The organism is Methylobacterium iners (genome assembly GCF_022179305.1).
Classification (GTDB): domain Bacteria; phylum Pseudomonadota; class Alphaproteobacteria; order Rhizobiales; family Beijerinckiaceae; genus Methylobacterium; species Methylobacterium iners.
Window position 1 is genome coordinate 15,325 of sequence record NZ_BPQP01000056.1, and the last position, 15,231, is coordinate 30,555.

15 protein-coding genes and 1 tRNA gene are annotated in these 15,231 nt (G+C 68.5%); 7 read left to right on the top strand and 9 right to left on the bottom strand.

Features of this window, described 5'->3' with window-relative positions; translation table 11 throughout:
• Positions 1 to 150: 150 nt before the first annotated feature.
• Complete coding sequence (locus MFF55_RS16895; RefSeq protein ID WP_238245271.1) at positions 151 to 1,053, bottom strand: LysR family transcriptional regulator; 903 nt, start codon at positions 1,051 to 1,053, stop codon at positions 151 to 153.
• Positions 1,054 to 1,155: 102 nt separating this feature from the next.
• Between MFF55_RS16895 and MFF55_RS16900 the strand changes: the two genes are divergently transcribed.
• From MFF55_RS16900 to MFF55_RS16915, 4 genes are all read left to right on the top strand, one after another.
• Positions 1,156 to 2,025 carry an SDR family oxidoreductase gene (locus MFF55_RS16900; protein ID WP_238245335.1) on the top strand — a complete coding sequence of 290 codons (870 nt, stop codon included), beginning with the start codon at positions 1,156 to 1,158 and terminating at the stop codon, positions 2,023 to 2,025.
• Positions 2,026 to 2,066: 41 nt separating this feature from the next.
• Positions 2,067 to 2,540 carry an SRPBCC family protein gene (locus tag MFF55_RS16905; RefSeq protein ID WP_238245272.1) on the top strand — a complete coding sequence of 158 codons (474 nt, stop codon included), beginning with the start codon at positions 2,067 to 2,069 and terminating at the stop codon, positions 2,538 to 2,540.
• Positions 2,541 to 3,278: 738 nt separating this feature from the next.
• Complete coding sequence (locus tag MFF55_RS16910) at positions 3,279 to 3,806, top strand: hypothetical protein (RefSeq protein ID WP_238245273.1); 528 nt, start codon at positions 3,279 to 3,281, stop codon at positions 3,804 to 3,806.
• 129 nt (positions 3,807 to 3,935) lie between these two features.
• Complete coding sequence (locus MFF55_RS16915; RefSeq protein ID WP_238245336.1) at positions 3,936 to 4,199, top strand: GNAT family N-acetyltransferase; 264 nt, start codon at positions 3,936 to 3,938, stop codon at positions 4,197 to 4,199.
• A gap of 206 nt (positions 4,200 to 4,405) precedes the next feature.
• Here the strand turns inward: MFF55_RS16915 and MFF55_RS16920 are convergent, their stop codons facing one another.
• The 8 genes from MFF55_RS16920 to MFF55_RS16955 all read right to left on the bottom strand — a co-directional run bounded on the left by MFF55_RS16920 (position 4,406) and on the right by MFF55_RS16955 (position 12,814).
• Positions 4,406 to 4,561: a hypothetical protein gene (locus MFF55_RS16920; RefSeq protein ID WP_238245274.1), complete on the bottom strand. Its 156-nt coding sequence runs from the start codon at positions 4,559 to 4,561 to the stop codon at positions 4,406 to 4,408.
• A 551-nt stretch (positions 4,562 to 5,112) separates the two neighbouring features.
• Positions 5,113 to 5,204, bottom strand: a tRNA-Ser gene (locus MFF55_RS16925).
• Positions 5,205 to 5,217: 13 nt separating this feature from the next.
• Positions 5,218 to 6,036 (bottom strand): glycosyltransferase family 2 protein, encoded by an 819-nt coding sequence (locus MFF55_RS16930; RefSeq protein WP_238245337.1) that lies wholly within the window; start codon positions 6,034 to 6,036, stop codon positions 5,218 to 5,220.
• Positions 6,037 to 6,080: 44 nt separating this feature from the next.
• Positions 6,081 to 7,598: an acetate--CoA ligase gene (locus MFF55_RS16935; protein ID WP_373874822.1), complete on the bottom strand. Its 1,518-nt coding sequence runs from the start codon at positions 7,596 to 7,598 to the stop codon at positions 6,081 to 6,083.
• A 109-nt stretch (positions 7,599 to 7,707) separates the two neighbouring features.
• On the bottom strand, positions 7,708 to 9,081 hold the full coding sequence (locus MFF55_RS16940; RefSeq protein WP_238245276.1) for a methyl-accepting chemotaxis protein: 1,374 nt from the start codon (positions 9,079 to 9,081) through the stop codon (positions 7,708 to 7,710).
• A 321-nt stretch (positions 9,082 to 9,402) separates the two neighbouring features.
• A complete protein-coding gene (locus tag MFF55_RS16945; protein ID WP_238245277.1) occupies positions 9,403 to 10,137 on the bottom strand; it encodes a sigma-70 family RNA polymerase sigma factor in 735 nt (244 codons plus the stop codon).
• Between the two features lie 140 nt (positions 10,138 to 10,277).
• Positions 10,278 to 12,512, bottom strand: a complete 2,235-nt coding sequence (locus MFF55_RS16950; RefSeq protein ID WP_238245278.1) for a sensor histidine kinase — start codon at positions 12,510 to 12,512, stop codon at positions 10,278 to 10,280.
• Entirely contained in the window at positions 12,509 to 12,814 is a 306-nt protein-coding gene (locus MFF55_RS16955; RefSeq protein ID WP_238245279.1) for an Rdx family protein, read from the bottom strand. Before MFF55_RS16955 ends, MFF55_RS16950 begins: the two co-directional genes overlap by 4 nt.
• Positions 12,815 to 12,999: 185 nt before the next feature.
• On the opposite strand from MFF55_RS16955, the gene MFF55_RS16960 reads away from it, so the two are divergent.
• The 3 genes from MFF55_RS16960 to MFF55_RS16975 all read left to right on the top strand — a co-directional run bounded on the left by MFF55_RS16960 (position 13,000) and on the right by MFF55_RS16975 (position 15,166).
• Complete coding sequence (locus MFF55_RS16960) at positions 13,000 to 13,635, top strand: LemA family protein (RefSeq protein WP_238245280.1); 636 nt, start codon at positions 13,000 to 13,002, stop codon at positions 13,633 to 13,635.
• A gap of 73 nt (positions 13,636 to 13,708) precedes the next feature.
• On the top strand, positions 13,709 to 14,545 hold the full coding sequence (locus tag MFF55_RS26850) for a TPM domain-containing protein (protein WP_283206760.1): 837 nt from the start codon (positions 13,709 to 13,711) through the stop codon (positions 14,543 to 14,545).
• A 9-nt stretch (positions 14,546 to 14,554) separates the two neighbouring features.
• Positions 14,555 to 15,166 (top strand): TPM domain-containing protein, encoded by a 612-nt coding sequence (locus MFF55_RS16975; RefSeq protein WP_238245281.1) that lies wholly within the window; start codon positions 14,555 to 14,557, stop codon positions 15,164 to 15,166.
• The last annotated feature ends 65 nt before the right edge of the window (positions 15,167 to 15,231 follow it).

Sequence of the window (15,231 nt, forward strand, 5' to 3'; positions counted from 1 at the left end):
GGCAGCCGGGTGAGCGTGTGCTTCCGCAATTCACACTTCAGAACCGGTTCGGAAGGTCGTCATTCGTTTGCCGTACGTCTCTGGTCTGAAAGCGGACGTTCCGGCGATGAATGGCGAGCTGACCTGTTTCGTCATGGGCAGAGGCAAACCTCAAGGGCTGCTTCGTCCCGTGACATAGGACGCCAACTCGTCGGGCGAGCCGTTGGGAAACGCTTGCTTCAGGTGGTGCAGGAACGCTGAGACGCGCACGCTGAGCAAGCGGCGAGAGGGGTAGAGCGTCCAAAGCGCAATGTCGGGACCATCGACGTCGCCCCAGTGGACCAGGGTACCCTCAGTCAGGTCGTGGCTGACCAACGAGATTGGCAGGCACCCCGCTCCAATGCCAGCCTTGACCGCGTCACGCACCATGATGAGCGAGGATAGGCGCAGCACCGGCTCGTAACAGATGCGCGACCGTCCGCCGGCTGCTGCCACAGTCCAAGCGTCACCACCGCTGAGACCACGCACCACGGCCGGAACGGCCCGGTTGGCTGCTGGCCGACCCAGACCTGGACTCGCCACAACGACCAACCGGTCCCGCAGGAAGATGCGTCCGACCAGGCTGTCGTCGATGTCTGGATTCACCCGGATCACGAGGTCGTAGCCCTCCTCGACCATGTCGACGGGCCTATCCTCCGTCGTGACCTCAAGCCGGACCTCGGGGTGCTTCCCGGCGAACTCGGCCGCCAGCCTCCCCATCGCGACCTGAGAGAACAGGAGCGGCGCGCTGATCCGCAGCCTGCCTCGCGGCTTCGCCCCGCCCAAGGCAATGGCCGCCGCGGTCTCGTCGAGTTCGGCCAGCAGCAGTCCCGTCCGCTCGTGGAGAGCCCTTCCTTCCTCGGTGAGTTTCAGCGTGCGCGCGCCGCGCTCGAACAGGCGCAGGCCGAGTGCGCCCTCCAGCTCCGCAACGCGGCGCGACAGCGTCGCCTTCGGCCGCCCAGCCGCCCGGGCGGCGCGCCCGAACCCGCCATGACGGGCGACGAGGTTGAAGTCGGCGAGGGCGAGCAGGTCCATACGTTCCACCAGCGAGACAGACCGTCCATATATGCCGTCTTTCGGTGCGAGCGTGGATCACTCATTTCCGGCCTGTCACGAACAGGAACCCGGAGACATTCCATGACCATCCTCGTTACCGACGCCACCGGCACCATCGGCCGCCATGTCGTCGACCATCTCGTTCAGCGCGGCGCCGACGTGCGCGCCCTCGTGCGCGATCCTGCCAAGGCCGGCTTGCCGGCAAGCGTCGCAGCCGTCCAGGGCGACATGCTCGATGTCGATTCCCTGCGCCGCGCATTCGCGGGCGTTTCCACCCTGTTCCTGCTCAATGGGGTGCTGGCGGATGAATTTACCCAGGCGCTGATCGCCCTCAACCTTGCCCGGGAGGTTGGGATCCAGCGTGTCGTGTACCTGTCGGTCATCCACAGCGACCAATACGTGAACGTGCCCCACTTCGCAGGCAAGTTCGGCGTGGAGCGGATGATCGAGCGGATGGGCATCAACGCCACCATCCTGCGGCCCGCTTACTTCATGAGCAACGAACTGACGATCAAGGATGTCGTCGTCCAGCACGGCGTCTACCCCATGCCCATCGGGGCTAAGGGGCTCGCCATGGTCGATGGCCGCGACCTCGGCGAGATCGCGGCCATCGAGCTGATCCGCCGCGAGCAGGCCGATGAACCGCTTCCGCTCGACCGGATCAACGTCGTCGGTCCCGAGACCCTGACCGGCGAGAACGTGGCCGCGATCTGGGCGGAGGTGCTGGGCCGCCCGGTCGCATACGGCGGCGACGACACCTCCGGGTTCGAGCAGAACCTTCGACAGTTCATGCCGGGCTGGATGGCCTACGACATGCGCATGATGGCCGAGCGCTTCCTGACCGACGGGATGGTCCCGGAGGCCGGCGACGTCGAGCGACTGAGCACGCTTTTGGGCCGCCCTCTGCGCAACTACCGCAACTTCGTCACCGAGAATACGGCTTTGGCCTGACGGCCGGACGCTACGCAACTCCCATCGGAAGGACCATCGTCATGATCTACTCGACCGCAACTGTCCTGGTGAACCCGGAGGGCGAGACACCGCTGAGCCGTGACCAAGCTTGGCAAGGCCTCGTCCTCAAGGCTCGTGACGCCCGCCAGTTCCTGCCGCCGGGGCTCTGCACACGCTGCGACGTGGTGGAAGAGAGTGGGACCCACATCGTTCGCGAGGCGACCATCGGCGGCGTCGACTTGCGCGAAATCATCGCCTTCGAACCCGAGGAAAGGGTCACCTTCTTCCAGGCCACGGGGCCACGGGAAGGGGCCATCGTGAACGAGCTGTTCGAGGATGGCGCCGGCGCGCTGCAGCTTCGGTTTTACTGCTACCTTGGCCTGCGCGGAAAGGCGCCGGGCGGACCCGAGGAGCAGGCCGAGCAGGCGCAGTTCGACAGCGACAAGGGCTACAAGGCCGCCCTGTTGTCGACGCTGAAGCGCACCCGCGAGTTGGTCGCCGTGGGCCGGCTCTGACAGTGCCAGGGGGCGAGCCGCATGGCCACCTCTGTCGAAGCAGCCGACCAGAGAGGGCGAGGCTCGTACCTCGCTCGAAGCAGTCCGGATTTTCGTTCATGGAGGCTGACGCCGCCCACCATGGGTAGTCCCGACTATATGTCGATCCAAAACCGGTCGACCGCAAACCACTCATTTCCGCCTTAGGGCCAGGCGGAAGCTTACTACACATTTCCGAGCATGACGCAGCGTGGTGTTAACTCCGTCCGTTCACATCGGCGATCATGACGCGCTTAGCCCTTGGAGTATCGGTCTGGTCCTGCGGCTTTAGCCTGCTGTTTTACGTGAGCCTCATCTTGATCGACCGCTATGGCGGACACCTTCTATGCGGACGTTGGATGAGGCCGCGAGCGTGCGGGGGTGACGTGCATGATGTAGGGCGCATCGAGGGCGCCAGTCCTTGTCCGCCTTGGGCTAAGCCGGGCGAGTTGGATGTCGAGATCCTGATCGAGCGTGCTGACACGGGCGTATCCGATGCGGACCATAGGCGGTCACCTCAGGGTGGCAGGCCCACCCCACAAACCACACCCGCAATAGTCATCGGCAGGTCGCCCAGACGCTCAAATGCCGTTCCTAGCCCAGCCATCCAATCGTAGCGCGCCTCCTGCTCTGCGGCCTGGGCCGTGGAGGAGAGGCCAACCCTGCACTAATTTTGTGCCTGAAACACCGCGTGGGGCCAATTACCGCCTTCGGAGAGCCATGCACCTGCATCACCCCATTATCGTGCCGACGTTGATCGAGGCGTGGATTCTTGATCGCCTGAGTGTGGCTCCTACCGGCGACCGCGACAGGCCCAGCCTGCGCTTCTTCCGAAATCGCGACGTGGCATCCGTAATCGTCCAGGAAATGCAGGATGTTTGGGACAGAGGAGCAGATGCCGCTTTAGTGGCGAAGGACGTTCGGCAGGGGTGCACCGTGGCGTTCGACCGCTTCGCCTTATCCTCGGCAATCCAGCTCATTTCCGTCCGCGAAGCGCGCGACGACCTTCGGGAAGACGAAGTGGAGTTGCGCGCACGCACGGATCTGACCCGCTTTCGTCAGCGGATCGAAACCATTCACTTGGACGACGAGGAGATCGACTTCTGGCTTGCCTTCTATGGCAAGGGGCATCCAGACGATGACGGAACCGGGCGCTGGAGCACGGCAGTGCGCGGGGCTCTCGATGACCTTTATGCAGATCCAAGACGGATTCCCGCCGACAGGGCACCTCCAGCTAGGCACCGCTGAGCACCATGACGGTCTCGTACAGCGGGTTCGATGGTGATTGAGGATGGTCGAGCGGAACGGCTGATCTGCCGGTGCTTCAAGGAGGAGCCAGGACTTGGGCTAGTGCGGAGTAATGGCAGGGTGGCAGCAATGGACGATAATGCGACGCTGAGCCGGTTCGAACTTGTGGTTGCCGATCAGATCGTGTTTGCAAACTACCGCCGTCAGCCGGGTATCCTCGTCATCACCTATGTCTACGCACCTCCGCTATTACGCGGTACGGGCACGGCAGGTCGGTTGATGGAGGCTGTGGCCGTGCATGCGCGAGCAGAGGGTCTAAGAATTGTTGCACTATGTGGCTATGCTAGAGCATGGCTTCAGCGCCAACCCGAGCACCGTGACTTGCTAAATTGAAGCACGCAGCGGTCACCACCTAAACAGGCGGGCTGATCGAGGTAGCTGGCGGGAACCCTCGACCAGCCCATCGCCGCTCTTAGGAAGTCGGGGCAAACCTTAGGGCGGCGGCCGACCGTATCCCTCGCCTGTTGATCGGCAGAGGTCGAGATTAGAAGGTCCGTTTCGGACACCGACAACGGCTTATGATTGCGACTGCACCGGACCTATCGTGCCCTGAGCAATGCGGGCTGAGCGCTGACGGCCTCTGCTTGTGTCGGCGTCACCGAGTGCACGAACATCATGGCGGTGGCGACCGCCAGGATGATGGCGATGATGCGCCAAGGCTCGATGATGGGCGGCAGCTTCGTTTGGTCGGACATGAACCGGTGCTCCCTCATTGAGAGCGTTAGCAGACCGCCACATGGTAAACGCAACGTAAACGCTGCCGACGGATTGCCCGAACCCGAGCGTGCGTATCCTCTCTGGAAGATGCAAGCCAAGCAGTTGCCCGCAAGCCTGCTTACGAACGATTCTTGCCTCGCTGATCGATCAAAACTGCCTGTTGCCAGGGACCGGGAGCCTTATCAGTGCGGTGAGTGTAGCCAGACCAACAGCAAGGCCGCTTTTTGCCCTCCTAGGGTTCGTCACAAGCCCGCGCAACGCTGACGTGGCACGTCGATCCCTACGATCCCCTTGGCATTGGAGAGGCCGAGATCACCGCTTGTTCGGGCAAGCTGGACCGCAAGCGAATGGTCCAGCGGCTTATCACGGGGCGTCGGCAATCAATCCTTAGGTCGGCTGCCGGGGCGACCGTCCGATGAAGTCCGGCAGCGTGCGCTGCAAGCCGCTACTAAATGTGGGCTATACTGTGGGGCTGCCAAATCGCTGAACCGAAAAACGGCTAACCGAACAACGACTTAGCAAAAAACAATGGCGGAGACGGAGGGATTCGAACCCTCGATACCCCTTTCGGGGTATGCTCATTTAGCAAACGAGTGCCTTCAGCCGCTCGGCCACGTCTCCGTAGGCCTTGGCTCTAGGATTTCGCGGGGGGTGGGTCAACCCGGTTCGCGGGGGCCGAGGCGGGGCGCAGGGTCTTGCGCCGCTCGTAGTGCTTGGCCACCCGCAGGTGGCGGGAGATGGCGTAGTTCATCGCCGTCAGGAAGCCGTAGACGCCGCGCACGAAGTGGCGGCGGCCGAGATAGGCCTTGAGGAAGTTCGCCGGCAGCTCGACGAAGATCCGCCAGGTCGGAATCGCCACCCCGCGTGCGGCGAGGTCGTCCGCCTGCTGGTCGGAATAGCGGTTGAGCTTGTCGAGCTGGTCGCCGAGCGAGCGCACCGAGAAGTGGTGGATGACGCCCGGCAGCCGCCCCATCGTGGCGCCCGGCATCAGCTCCACGCGGTCGTGGACGGGGGAGGGCGAGTAGCGCCCGCGATCCTTCCGGTAGAGCCGCACGGGCGTGAGGGTGTAGGCCCAGGGATGGGGCCGCCGCTCGCCGGGGAAGATCTCGGCGATGCCGATGCGATAGGCCGGGTGGGTCGGCTCGCCCCGGGCGAAGACGGCGCGGACGGCCTCGACGAGGTCGGGCGGGACGACCTCGTCGGCATCGAGGTTCAGGAGCCAGACGTGCCGGCACTCCTCCTCGGCGAAGCGCTTCTGCGGGCCGTAGCCGGGCCAGTCGTTGTGGATCACCCGGGCGCCGAGGGACGCCGCGAGCGCCTGCGTCCCGTCGGTCGAGCCCGAATCCACCACGATGAGGTCATCGGTGAGCGCGCGCACCGCCGCGATGGTCGCGCCGATCCGGTCCGCCTCGTTGCGGGCGATGATGAAGACGGAGAGGGGAAGCGGCGCCATGGCGGCGGAGGTACCGGGCGCGGGCGTAGCCGACAAGGCGGCGCTCAGGCCTGCGTCGCGGCGAGGCGCTTGCGCTGGATCTTGCCGTTGGCGGTCCGGGGCAGGGCGTCGAGGAAGCGGATCGCGCGGGGGGCCTTGTAGGCGGCGAGCCGCTCGGCGCACCAGGCGATCAGATCATCCTCGCCGGCGCTCGCGCCGGGCTTTAGCACCACGAAGGCGGCGATCACGCGCACGCCGGCGCCGACGGCGAGTTCCGCCACGCCCACCTCGGCGACGTCGGGATGGGCGCCGACCACCCCCTCGACCTCGTTCGGCGAGACGCGGTAGCCCATCGCGTTCATGAGGTCGTCGGCGCGGCCGTGAAACCAGACGTAGCCGTCCGGGTCGAGGCTCGCGCGGTCGCCGCCGACGAACCACTCGCCGCGCATCACGGCGGCCTCCTCCTCCGGGCGGTTCCAGTAGCCGAGCATCAGCCCGGGCTCGGACCGGTGGATGGCGAGGAGGCCGGTCTCGCCCCGGGGCAGGGGCTCGCCGGCCTCGGACAGGATCGCGACGCGGCGCCCGGGCTGGGGCTTGCCCGGCGAGCCCGGACGCACCGGAACGGTCGGGCCGCTCGACACGTAGGTGGAGATCTCGCTCATGCCGAGCGCTTCGTAGAGGGGCTTGCCGGTGGCGGCCTCCCACTCGGCGAGGAGGTCGGGGGGAAGCGCCTCGCCGGCGGTGACGCCGTGGCGCAGCCGCGACAGGTCGTGATCGCTGAGCGCGGCGTATTTCAGGATGCGGCGGTAGAGGCTCGGTACGGCGGCGAACAGCGTCGCTCCTTCAGAGGCGATGAGCGCGGGCCAGATCGCCGGGTCGCGGGGACCCTCGTAGAGGATCGCCGTCGCCCCGCAGGCCCAGGGGTCCGCGATACCGACGCCGAGGGTGTAGGTCCAGTTCATCGTGCCGGCGTGGAGCATCACGTCCGACTCGGTGAGGCCGAGCCAATGGGCGTGCATGGGCCGGCGCCCCCACACGGCACGGTGGGCGTGGAGCACACCCTTCGGCCGGCTCGTGGTCCCGGAGGTGTAGACGAGGGTCGCGGGATCGTCGGCCGCCGTGTCGGCGTAGGCGGGAAGGGGGCGGCCCCCCTTCATCCGGGCGATGTCGACGGACCTGAGAACGATCCGCGATCCGCCGGATTCCACAGGGAGGCCGTCGCCCGCGACGATGATCGCGGCCGCGGAATCCTCTGCGATGAAGGCGGCCTCCGCGGGCGTGAGCTGGGCCGAGGAGGGCAGGGCGACCAGACCCGCCGCGATGGCGGCGAAGTAGACGAGGGCGTAGTCGGCCTCGTTGCCCATTCGGATCATGACCCGCGCGCCGGGCTCGGGGGCGAGTTCGACGAGGCCGGCGGCGATGGACAGCACCGCGTCCTCGACCTCGGCGAAGCCGTAGCGGTCGGCCCGGCCCGCCTCGCCCACCATCACGAGTGCTGTCTTGCCGGCGCGCAGGCGGGCGTTCTCCGCAAGGCAGTGACGGGCGGCGTTGAAGCGCCGGGGCGCGGCGTCGGGGGAGGACAAGGTTCGGCGAGCGCTCCGCGGCATCTCGCGCCAGGCATGACGAAACGCGCGGCCGGCGCAAGGGCCGGCCGCGCGTTTCGTTTCGTCGCCTATTCGGGCGTCCGGGTTCTCAGCGGTTCATCTCGGCGGCAGCCTGGAGCATCGCCTTCATGGCGTCGGTGGCCTCGCGGTAGGCCGGGGTGCCGACGTCCCAGTTGTTGGCGGCCACCGCGGCGACCATGCGGTCCGCCTCGCGCAGGGCGATGCGCTCGGCATCGGCGAGGCGGTTGAGGGCCGGGTGGTCGCGGTAGGCGCCGTTGCGGAGCTCCGTGCAGATGCTGTAGCCGGCCTGACCGTTCATCGTCGCCGCGCCCTTCTCGGCCGGCGCGAGGCCGACGAGGATGCGGGCGAGCTTGCGCTTCCACACGCCGATATCGGCCGCGAGGCGGACGAGCGCGTAGTCGCTCATGTTGCGGCCGCCGGCTTCGAGGGCGGTCTGGCCCGCAGCCTCGGCCTTGACGAGGCGCGTGGTGATCTTCTCGATCTCCTCATGCGTCTTGGCGGCCTTGCCGGCGATGCTCTGGACGCTCGTCGAGATCTCCGCCGTGGCCGAGCGCTGCTGGCCGAGCATCTGCGAGATCGCCTGGTTCAGGTTGCTCGCGTGCGAGATGCGCTCGTTCGTCTGCGCGACCCGGGTCTCGAGCTGGTCGACGATCGCCCGGCCCGTGTTGACGGCGCCGCGGCTCTCGCCGACCGCCTCGGAGATCGAGCCCATCTCGGTGGTCAGCGTGCTCAGGAGCGCACGGATCTCGCCCGTGGACTTGGCGGTCTGGGCGGAGAGCGACTTCACCTCGGCCGCGACGACCGAGAAGCCGCGGCCCGCCTCGCCGGCGCGGGCCGCCTCGATGGTGGCGTTGAGCGCGAGAAGGTTGGTCTGGGCGGAGATCGATGCGATGGCCGTGGCCATGACCTCGATCTGCGAGATCGCGCGCTCCAGGACGACGACCCGGTTGGCGATCTGCGAGGTGCGGGTGTCGATCTCCATCATGGCCGAACGGGCCTGCTGGCCGTCGCCGACGCAGGCCTGCATCGCGGTCAGCGCGTCCTGCGCGACGGTGACGACCGTGTCGGAGGTCTGCGACACCTCGGCGATCGAGGCGGCCATCTCCTCGGTGGCGCCGGCGATCGTCTGGGTCGAGCGGGCGACCTCGCCGACGTCGTAGGTCATCCAGCCGATGTTGATGGCGGCTTCCGAGGCTTCCTTGGCAATATCGGCCATGTTGCCGAGGTTGCGCCGCTTCTCCGTCTCGCGGCTGCTCATCAGCTGCTGGAGCGCGGTCTTCAGCACCCCGTCCGGAAGGTCGAGCGCCTGGAGGTTCTGGCTCGCCATCAAGGCCTCGACGGCCTTGGCGAGACGGACCTCGTCCAGGTCCGCACGTTGGACGGCGCCGGCGGTGACCGAAGGCGAGTCCTTGCGTGCGCGTCCTAGGGAGAGCCCGATCATTGGGGTAACATCCTTGTGAGTAACTCAGCGAGAGTTAGTCACGGCGACTTAACATCCCCTTATCGTTCGATGGCTTTTTCAGCGCAGACGGCCGCAAATGCATCGCGCGGCGAACACTGCATCCAGGGGAGCGCGGCGCGATGCGCCGTTCCGCCGCGCAAGGACACGGCGCGCCGATGTCTGTGAATACCGGCCCGATACTGCTTTCGAGTTGTGCGGCGCTTCGGAGGACAGTCGCAGTTTGCGGCGGACAATGCCATCCGTGACGGATCGATACTGCCGTGGGTGGCGCGATGACCGCAGGTCCGGCCGTGGAAGCTCTCAGCGATTGCTCTCGGCCAGCGCCGAGAGCGTGACGCGATCGACGCCGACCTCCGCCGCGTCGTAGCCCAGCAGGCTCGCGAGCTGCTCGCGGGCGCGCCAGACGCGGCTCTTCACCGTGCCGATCCTGCAGCTCATCACCGCCGCGGCCTCCTCGTAGCTTAGGTTCTCGACCGCGACGAGCACCAGCGCCTGGCGCATCGGCGCCGGCAGCCGCGCGAGGGCGGCCTCCGCGTCCTGGAGGTCGAGATGGCCACTCTGGGCCGGAAGCGCGACCAGGCGCCCGGCGTGATCGCCGTCGGTGTCGGGCACCTCCCGGCCGTGGCGGCGATGCGCGGTGTAGAAGGCGTTGCGCATGATCGTGAAGAGCCAGGCGCCGAGATTGGTGCCGGGCTCGAACCGCGCGCGGCTGCGCCAGGCCCGCAGGAGGGTGTCCTGGACGAGGTCGTCGGCCATCGCCGCGTTCTTGGTCAGCGACATCGCGAAATGGTGCAGGCTCGGCACCGCGGCGATGAAGTCGTCCTGGAAGGCCTTGGCATCCTTCTCGCCGAGCGACGCCAGGGCCCGCTCCAGGCGGGCGATCAGCTTGGCCAGCCCGTCGGACGGCGGCACGTCCGTCAGTTCCGCGTAGGCCTCGCCCAGCGAGACGCCGAGGTGTCGCCGGATCGACTCGGGAAGTGGCGATACGGTCGCGGTTGCATGGGCATCCGTAGAGGGACCGTATCGCTCCGCCATCGTTCCTCGCCGTTATAATTGTGTCGCCCCTGCCGCTGAGCAGCGCCGGCGCGCGACCTTTCTGGCGCAGCCACGACAACTTCGCCTCAACATAGGTTACGGTCGCGCTGTGCGTCTCAACCGCAGCCCTGATCTGCCGCTCAAGCTTGACGCAACTGTGCTGTGGACGGTTGCGGCGGCAGCGTCCGGGTTCGGCGCTCCAGCGGCGTCGGCGGCGGGACGGGCACCTCGATCGTGCAGACGACGCCCGAGGGCGCGTAGAGAAGCTGAACGTCGCCCGCGAGCTCCCGGGCGAGACTCCGCTCGATCAGGCGGGAGCCGAAGCCGGTGCGCGTCGGCGGCTTCACCGTCGGGCCTCCGCTCTCCCGCCAGCGCAGCAGCAGGCGGGTCTCCTCGCCGCGCTCCACGGTCCAGGCGATGCTGACGATGCCGCCCTCGCGCGACAGGGCGCCGTACTTCACGGCGTTGGTGCCGAGCTCGTGCAGCGCCATCGCGATCGAGAGCGCGATGCGCGGCGGCAGCCGCAGCGCCGGCCCGCTGACGAGGAAGCGCGAGCGCTGGCCGTCATTCGCGTCGAGGGGTGCGGTGGCATCGGCGACCACCGTCCCGAGCTCGGCCCCCTCCCAGCTCTCGCGGGTGAGGACGTCGTGGACGCGGGCGAGGGCGAGGAGCCGCGCCTCAAAGGCCGCGCGGGCGGAGACCGCCTCGTCGCCCTCGAGCCGGCGCAGCGATTGCCCGGCGATCGATTGCACGGTGGCGAGCGTGTTCTTCACCCGGTGGTTCAGCTCGTGGATGAGCAGGAGAAGGTGCTCCTCCGCGCGCTTGGCGTCGCTGATGTCGACGTTGCAACCGGTGTAGCCGAGGAACGCGCCGGTATCGTCGAGGCGGGGCACGCCCTCGCAGCGAAGCCAGCGGATCTCCCCGTCGCGATCGACCACGCGCATCTCCGCCCGGAACGGTCGCCGCTCGGCGAAGGCCTCGGCGAACAGGGCCTGGAAGGCGGGCAGGTCGTCGGGATGGATGATCTTGTGCCAGCCTTCCTGCGTCAGGGTCGCGGCCGGCTGCCCGAACAGGTGGTCGAAATGCATGTTGGCGAAGCTGAGCTCCGCCTCGTCGTCGGTCATCCAGATCAGCGCCGGCGCCGAATCCGCCATGTGCCGGAAGCGCGCCTCGCTCTCGCGCAGGGCGGAGAGGCCCCGCTCGGTCTCCGCGAGCGCCCGGTCGCGCTCGTCGCCGCGGGTTCGCAGGCGAAGCGAGGCGTCGGCAAGCACGTCGCCGAGCCGGCGGATCTCCTGGATCGGCGAGGTGATCCGCGGGATTGCCTCGCCGCGGGCGAGCGCCGGTCCGCTCGCGGCCAGCCTGCGCAGGGGCTGCGAGACCCGCGACCACAGATGCACCGCCAGGATCGAGGAGGTGGCGAGCACGAGCAGCCCGAAGCCGCCGAAGGCCCAGATCCAGTTGCGCAGGCGCGCGTCGACCACGGTCTTGGGGATGACCGCCCCCGCGGTCCAGCCCGTGAGCCGCGAGCGCGCCTCCACCACCGTGACCGGGCGCAGGGCGCGGTCCTTGCCCTCCCAGACGCCCGGCGTATCGGTCTGGCGCTGGCGCAGGGTCGCGAGCCGCGGGCGCCCGACGATCGAGGCGGGATCCGGCAGGCGTGCCAGCACGATGCCGTCCCGGTCGGAGATCCCCGTGGTCCAGCCCTGGACCGCCTCCCGGGTGATGATCCCCTGAAGGCGGCTGACGGGCGCGATGAAGCTGAGGACGTAGGTGATCTCCTTCTCGACCTGCACTGGGACCGCGATCGCGTAGGTGGCCTCGTGCGGGACCGTGCCCGAGATCAGCCCCGAGATCATCGCGCGTTGTCCGCCCGTCACCAGATCCCCGTCGAAGGGCAGGGAGGTCTGGGGCAGGGGAGCGCCGCGCTTGACTGAGGTGTTGACGACCTGCTGCCCGTCCGGCCGCCGAAGCAGGATCTCGAGGCCGACCGCGTCGCGCACCAGGCGGGCCTGGGAATCGAAGCTGTCGAAATCCGAGTCCTTGAGCCGCGGCGAGGTCGCCAGCGTCTGCAGCACCGAGACCAGGCCGGCCGTGTCCCGGTCGATCGAAAGGGCGATGCTGCGCACGTTCTCGCGCGCATCCTGCTCGAAGCGGGCCCGCTCGGTCGCGGCGTACCGCACCAGCAGGATTCCGGTGAACAGCAGCCCCGGCCCGATCAGCGCGATGACGAGGACGATGAGGTAGACCTGCGTCGAGAACCCGCGATGGCGCACGCCCGTGATGGCGCGGCCGATCCGGGACTGCGCGAGGGAGCGCGTCCAGGCCTCGCGGCGGCTCCTGGCGACCCCCGTTTCCGGCTCGGCGTCGGACATCATGGCCGATCAATATGGCCGAGGTCGCGCGACGGCGCGAGCCGGTCGCGTACGCGCTGCTTCAGGGTCTTGACGTCGGGAAAGCCGTCGTCGCTGGCACGATCCCAGATCGTGTCGGGACCGCAGGTGATGAGGAAGACGCCGCCGGTCCCCGGCACGAGGGCGACCTCGCCGATCTCGTCGCCGAAGGTCGAGAGCAGTTCCTGCGCCATCCAGGCCGCGCGCAGGAGCCAGCGGCACTGCGTGCAGAAAGTGATCGCGAGCCGCGGCTTCCCGCCCGTCGCGACTGATGGCGTCGCATCCATGGGCGGCACGGGGCACCGAACGTCCCGCGGTTGTCAACCGTCTGGTCGCGCCGGCGCCGCCGGCCCGGCGGCGGCCCCCGCCCCCGGAGCGATGCCGCCACTGTTCTGCGGGCCGGCACGGCCTATCTGTCGCAGCGGCGCGCCGCCCGACCCGTCCCGGAGCCGGCCGCCTCAGGAGATCGATCATGCGTTCAGGCGCCGCCTTCGTGCCGACATCCGGTCCGCTGTCCGTCCGGCGCCTCCGCGCGGCCTTCGCCGTGCTGGGGCTTGCCACGCTGCTTTCCGGCTGCGGTGCCATCAACCGCGTGCCGACCCTGGAGGAGAGCGCGAAATCGGCCTGGAGCGAGGTGCAGAACCAGTATCAGCGCCGCGCCGACCTGATCCCGAATCTCGTCGAGACCGTGAAGGGCTACGCCCAGCAGGAGAAGGACGTGCTCGTCGGCGTCACCGAGGCGCGGGCGAAGGCCTCCAGCGTCAAGGTCGACGCCTCGACGGTCAGCGATCCGGCCAAGTTCAAGGAGTTCCAGGACGCGCAGAACCAGCTCTCGGGCGCACTCGGGCGCCTCCTCGTCACGGTCGAGCGCTACCCGGACCTCAAGTCGAACCAGAACTTCCTGGCGCTGCAATCGCAGCTCGAGGGCACCGAGAACCGCATCGCGGTGGCGCGGCGCGACTACATCGGCGCGGTCCAGGCCTTCAACACCGAGGTGCGCACGATCCCCGGCCGCTGGATCGCCGCCTGGTTCTACCCCGAGGCGAAACCGATGGAGACCTTCACGGCGACGCCGAATTCCGAGCGACCGCCCAACGTGAAGTTCTAGGGCATCGGACCGAGGGGTGGTTGCCGGCTTTCGGACAGATCCGATGCAGAGACAAGAACCTGGAGCGTCGTCGATGGCGCATCCGGGACGACGCTCCAGGCCCGCCGTGTCGGCGCTCGGCCGGCCCCTCCACGCCCTTCTCCTCGGCCTCGTTCTCGCGCTGATCGCCGGCCTCGCGCTGGCCGCGGACCCGAGCTTCCCGGCCCTGAGCGGCCGCGTCGTCGATGCCGCCGGCCTGCTCGGGCCGGAGGATCGGACCGCGATCGAGGGCAAGCTCAAGGCCTACGAGGACAAGACGACGGACCAGGTCGTCGTCGCGACCGTGCCGAGCCTCCAGGGCCTCACGATCGAGGATTACGGCAACCGCCTGTTCCGGGCCTGGGCGCTCGGCCAGAAGAAGACCAACAACGGCGCGCTGCTGCTCGTCGCGCCGAGCGAGCGGAAGGTCCGCATCGAGGTCGGCTACGGGCTTGAGGGCGCGCTCACCGACGCGCTCTCGAAGGTGATCATCACGACCGCCGTCGCCCCGCGCTTCAAGACCGGGGATTACACCGGCGGCATCAATGCCGGCGTCGACGCCATGCTCTCGATCCTCTCGGGCGATGCCGAGGAATGGCAGCGCCGGGCCAAGGTCCGGCGCGACGAGGCCGATCCGGGGCAGGTGATCCTCTACGTCGTGATCATCCTCTGCATCCTCTTCCTGTTCTCGCGCATGAACCGCGGCAGGCGCGGCGGCGGCAGTGGAGGCGGGCCCGGGGGCGGGTTTGCTGGCGGGCACAGCGGCGGGTTCATCATCCTGCCAGGCCCCTCCTCGGGCGGCTGGAGCGGCGGCGTGTCCGGCGGGTTCGACGGCGGCTTCTCAGGGGGCGGCGGCTCGTCCGGCGGAGGAGGGGCCTCCGGTGACTGGTAGGGGACGACCATGCTGAGCCAGGCGGAACGCGACCGCATCGCGGCGGCGATCGCGGCGGCCGAGCGCGGCACCTCCGGCGAGATCGTCGTGCTCGTCGCCGGCCGGGCCGGAGCCTACCGGTCCGTGGCGCTGGCGCTGGCCCTCCTCTGCGGTCTCGCCGTGCCCTGGCCGCTGATCCTCGCCACCGAATGGAGCGCGGGCTGGATCGCAGTGGCGCAGGCGCTCGCCGTGCTCGGCGTGCTGGCCGCGACGCTCCATCCCCGCGCCCGCGCGGCCATCGTCCCGCGCGCCCTCAAGCGGGCCCGGGCGCACGACGCCGCCCTGCGCGAGTTCGCGGCCCGCGGCGTCACCCGGACGCGGGCACGCACCGGCATCCTGATCTACCTCGCCGTCGCCGAGGGCCATGCCGAGATCGTCGCCGACCATGCGGTGGTAGCGCGGGTCCCCCGGGAGAGCTGGTCGGCGGCGATCGAGGCGCTGCTCTCGGGCCTGCGCCGGGGCGACGCCGCCGGGGGGCTGATCGCCGCCGTCGAGCGGGCGGGGGCCATCCTCGCCAGCGAGTTTCCAGGTGAGCCCGACGACGTCGACGAGCTTCCCAACCGGGTGATCGTCACCGACTGACCCGGGCCTAGCCGCGGGATGAATTTTGCGTAAAAGGGGCCCCGGACGGCCCAAGCGGTCACGAT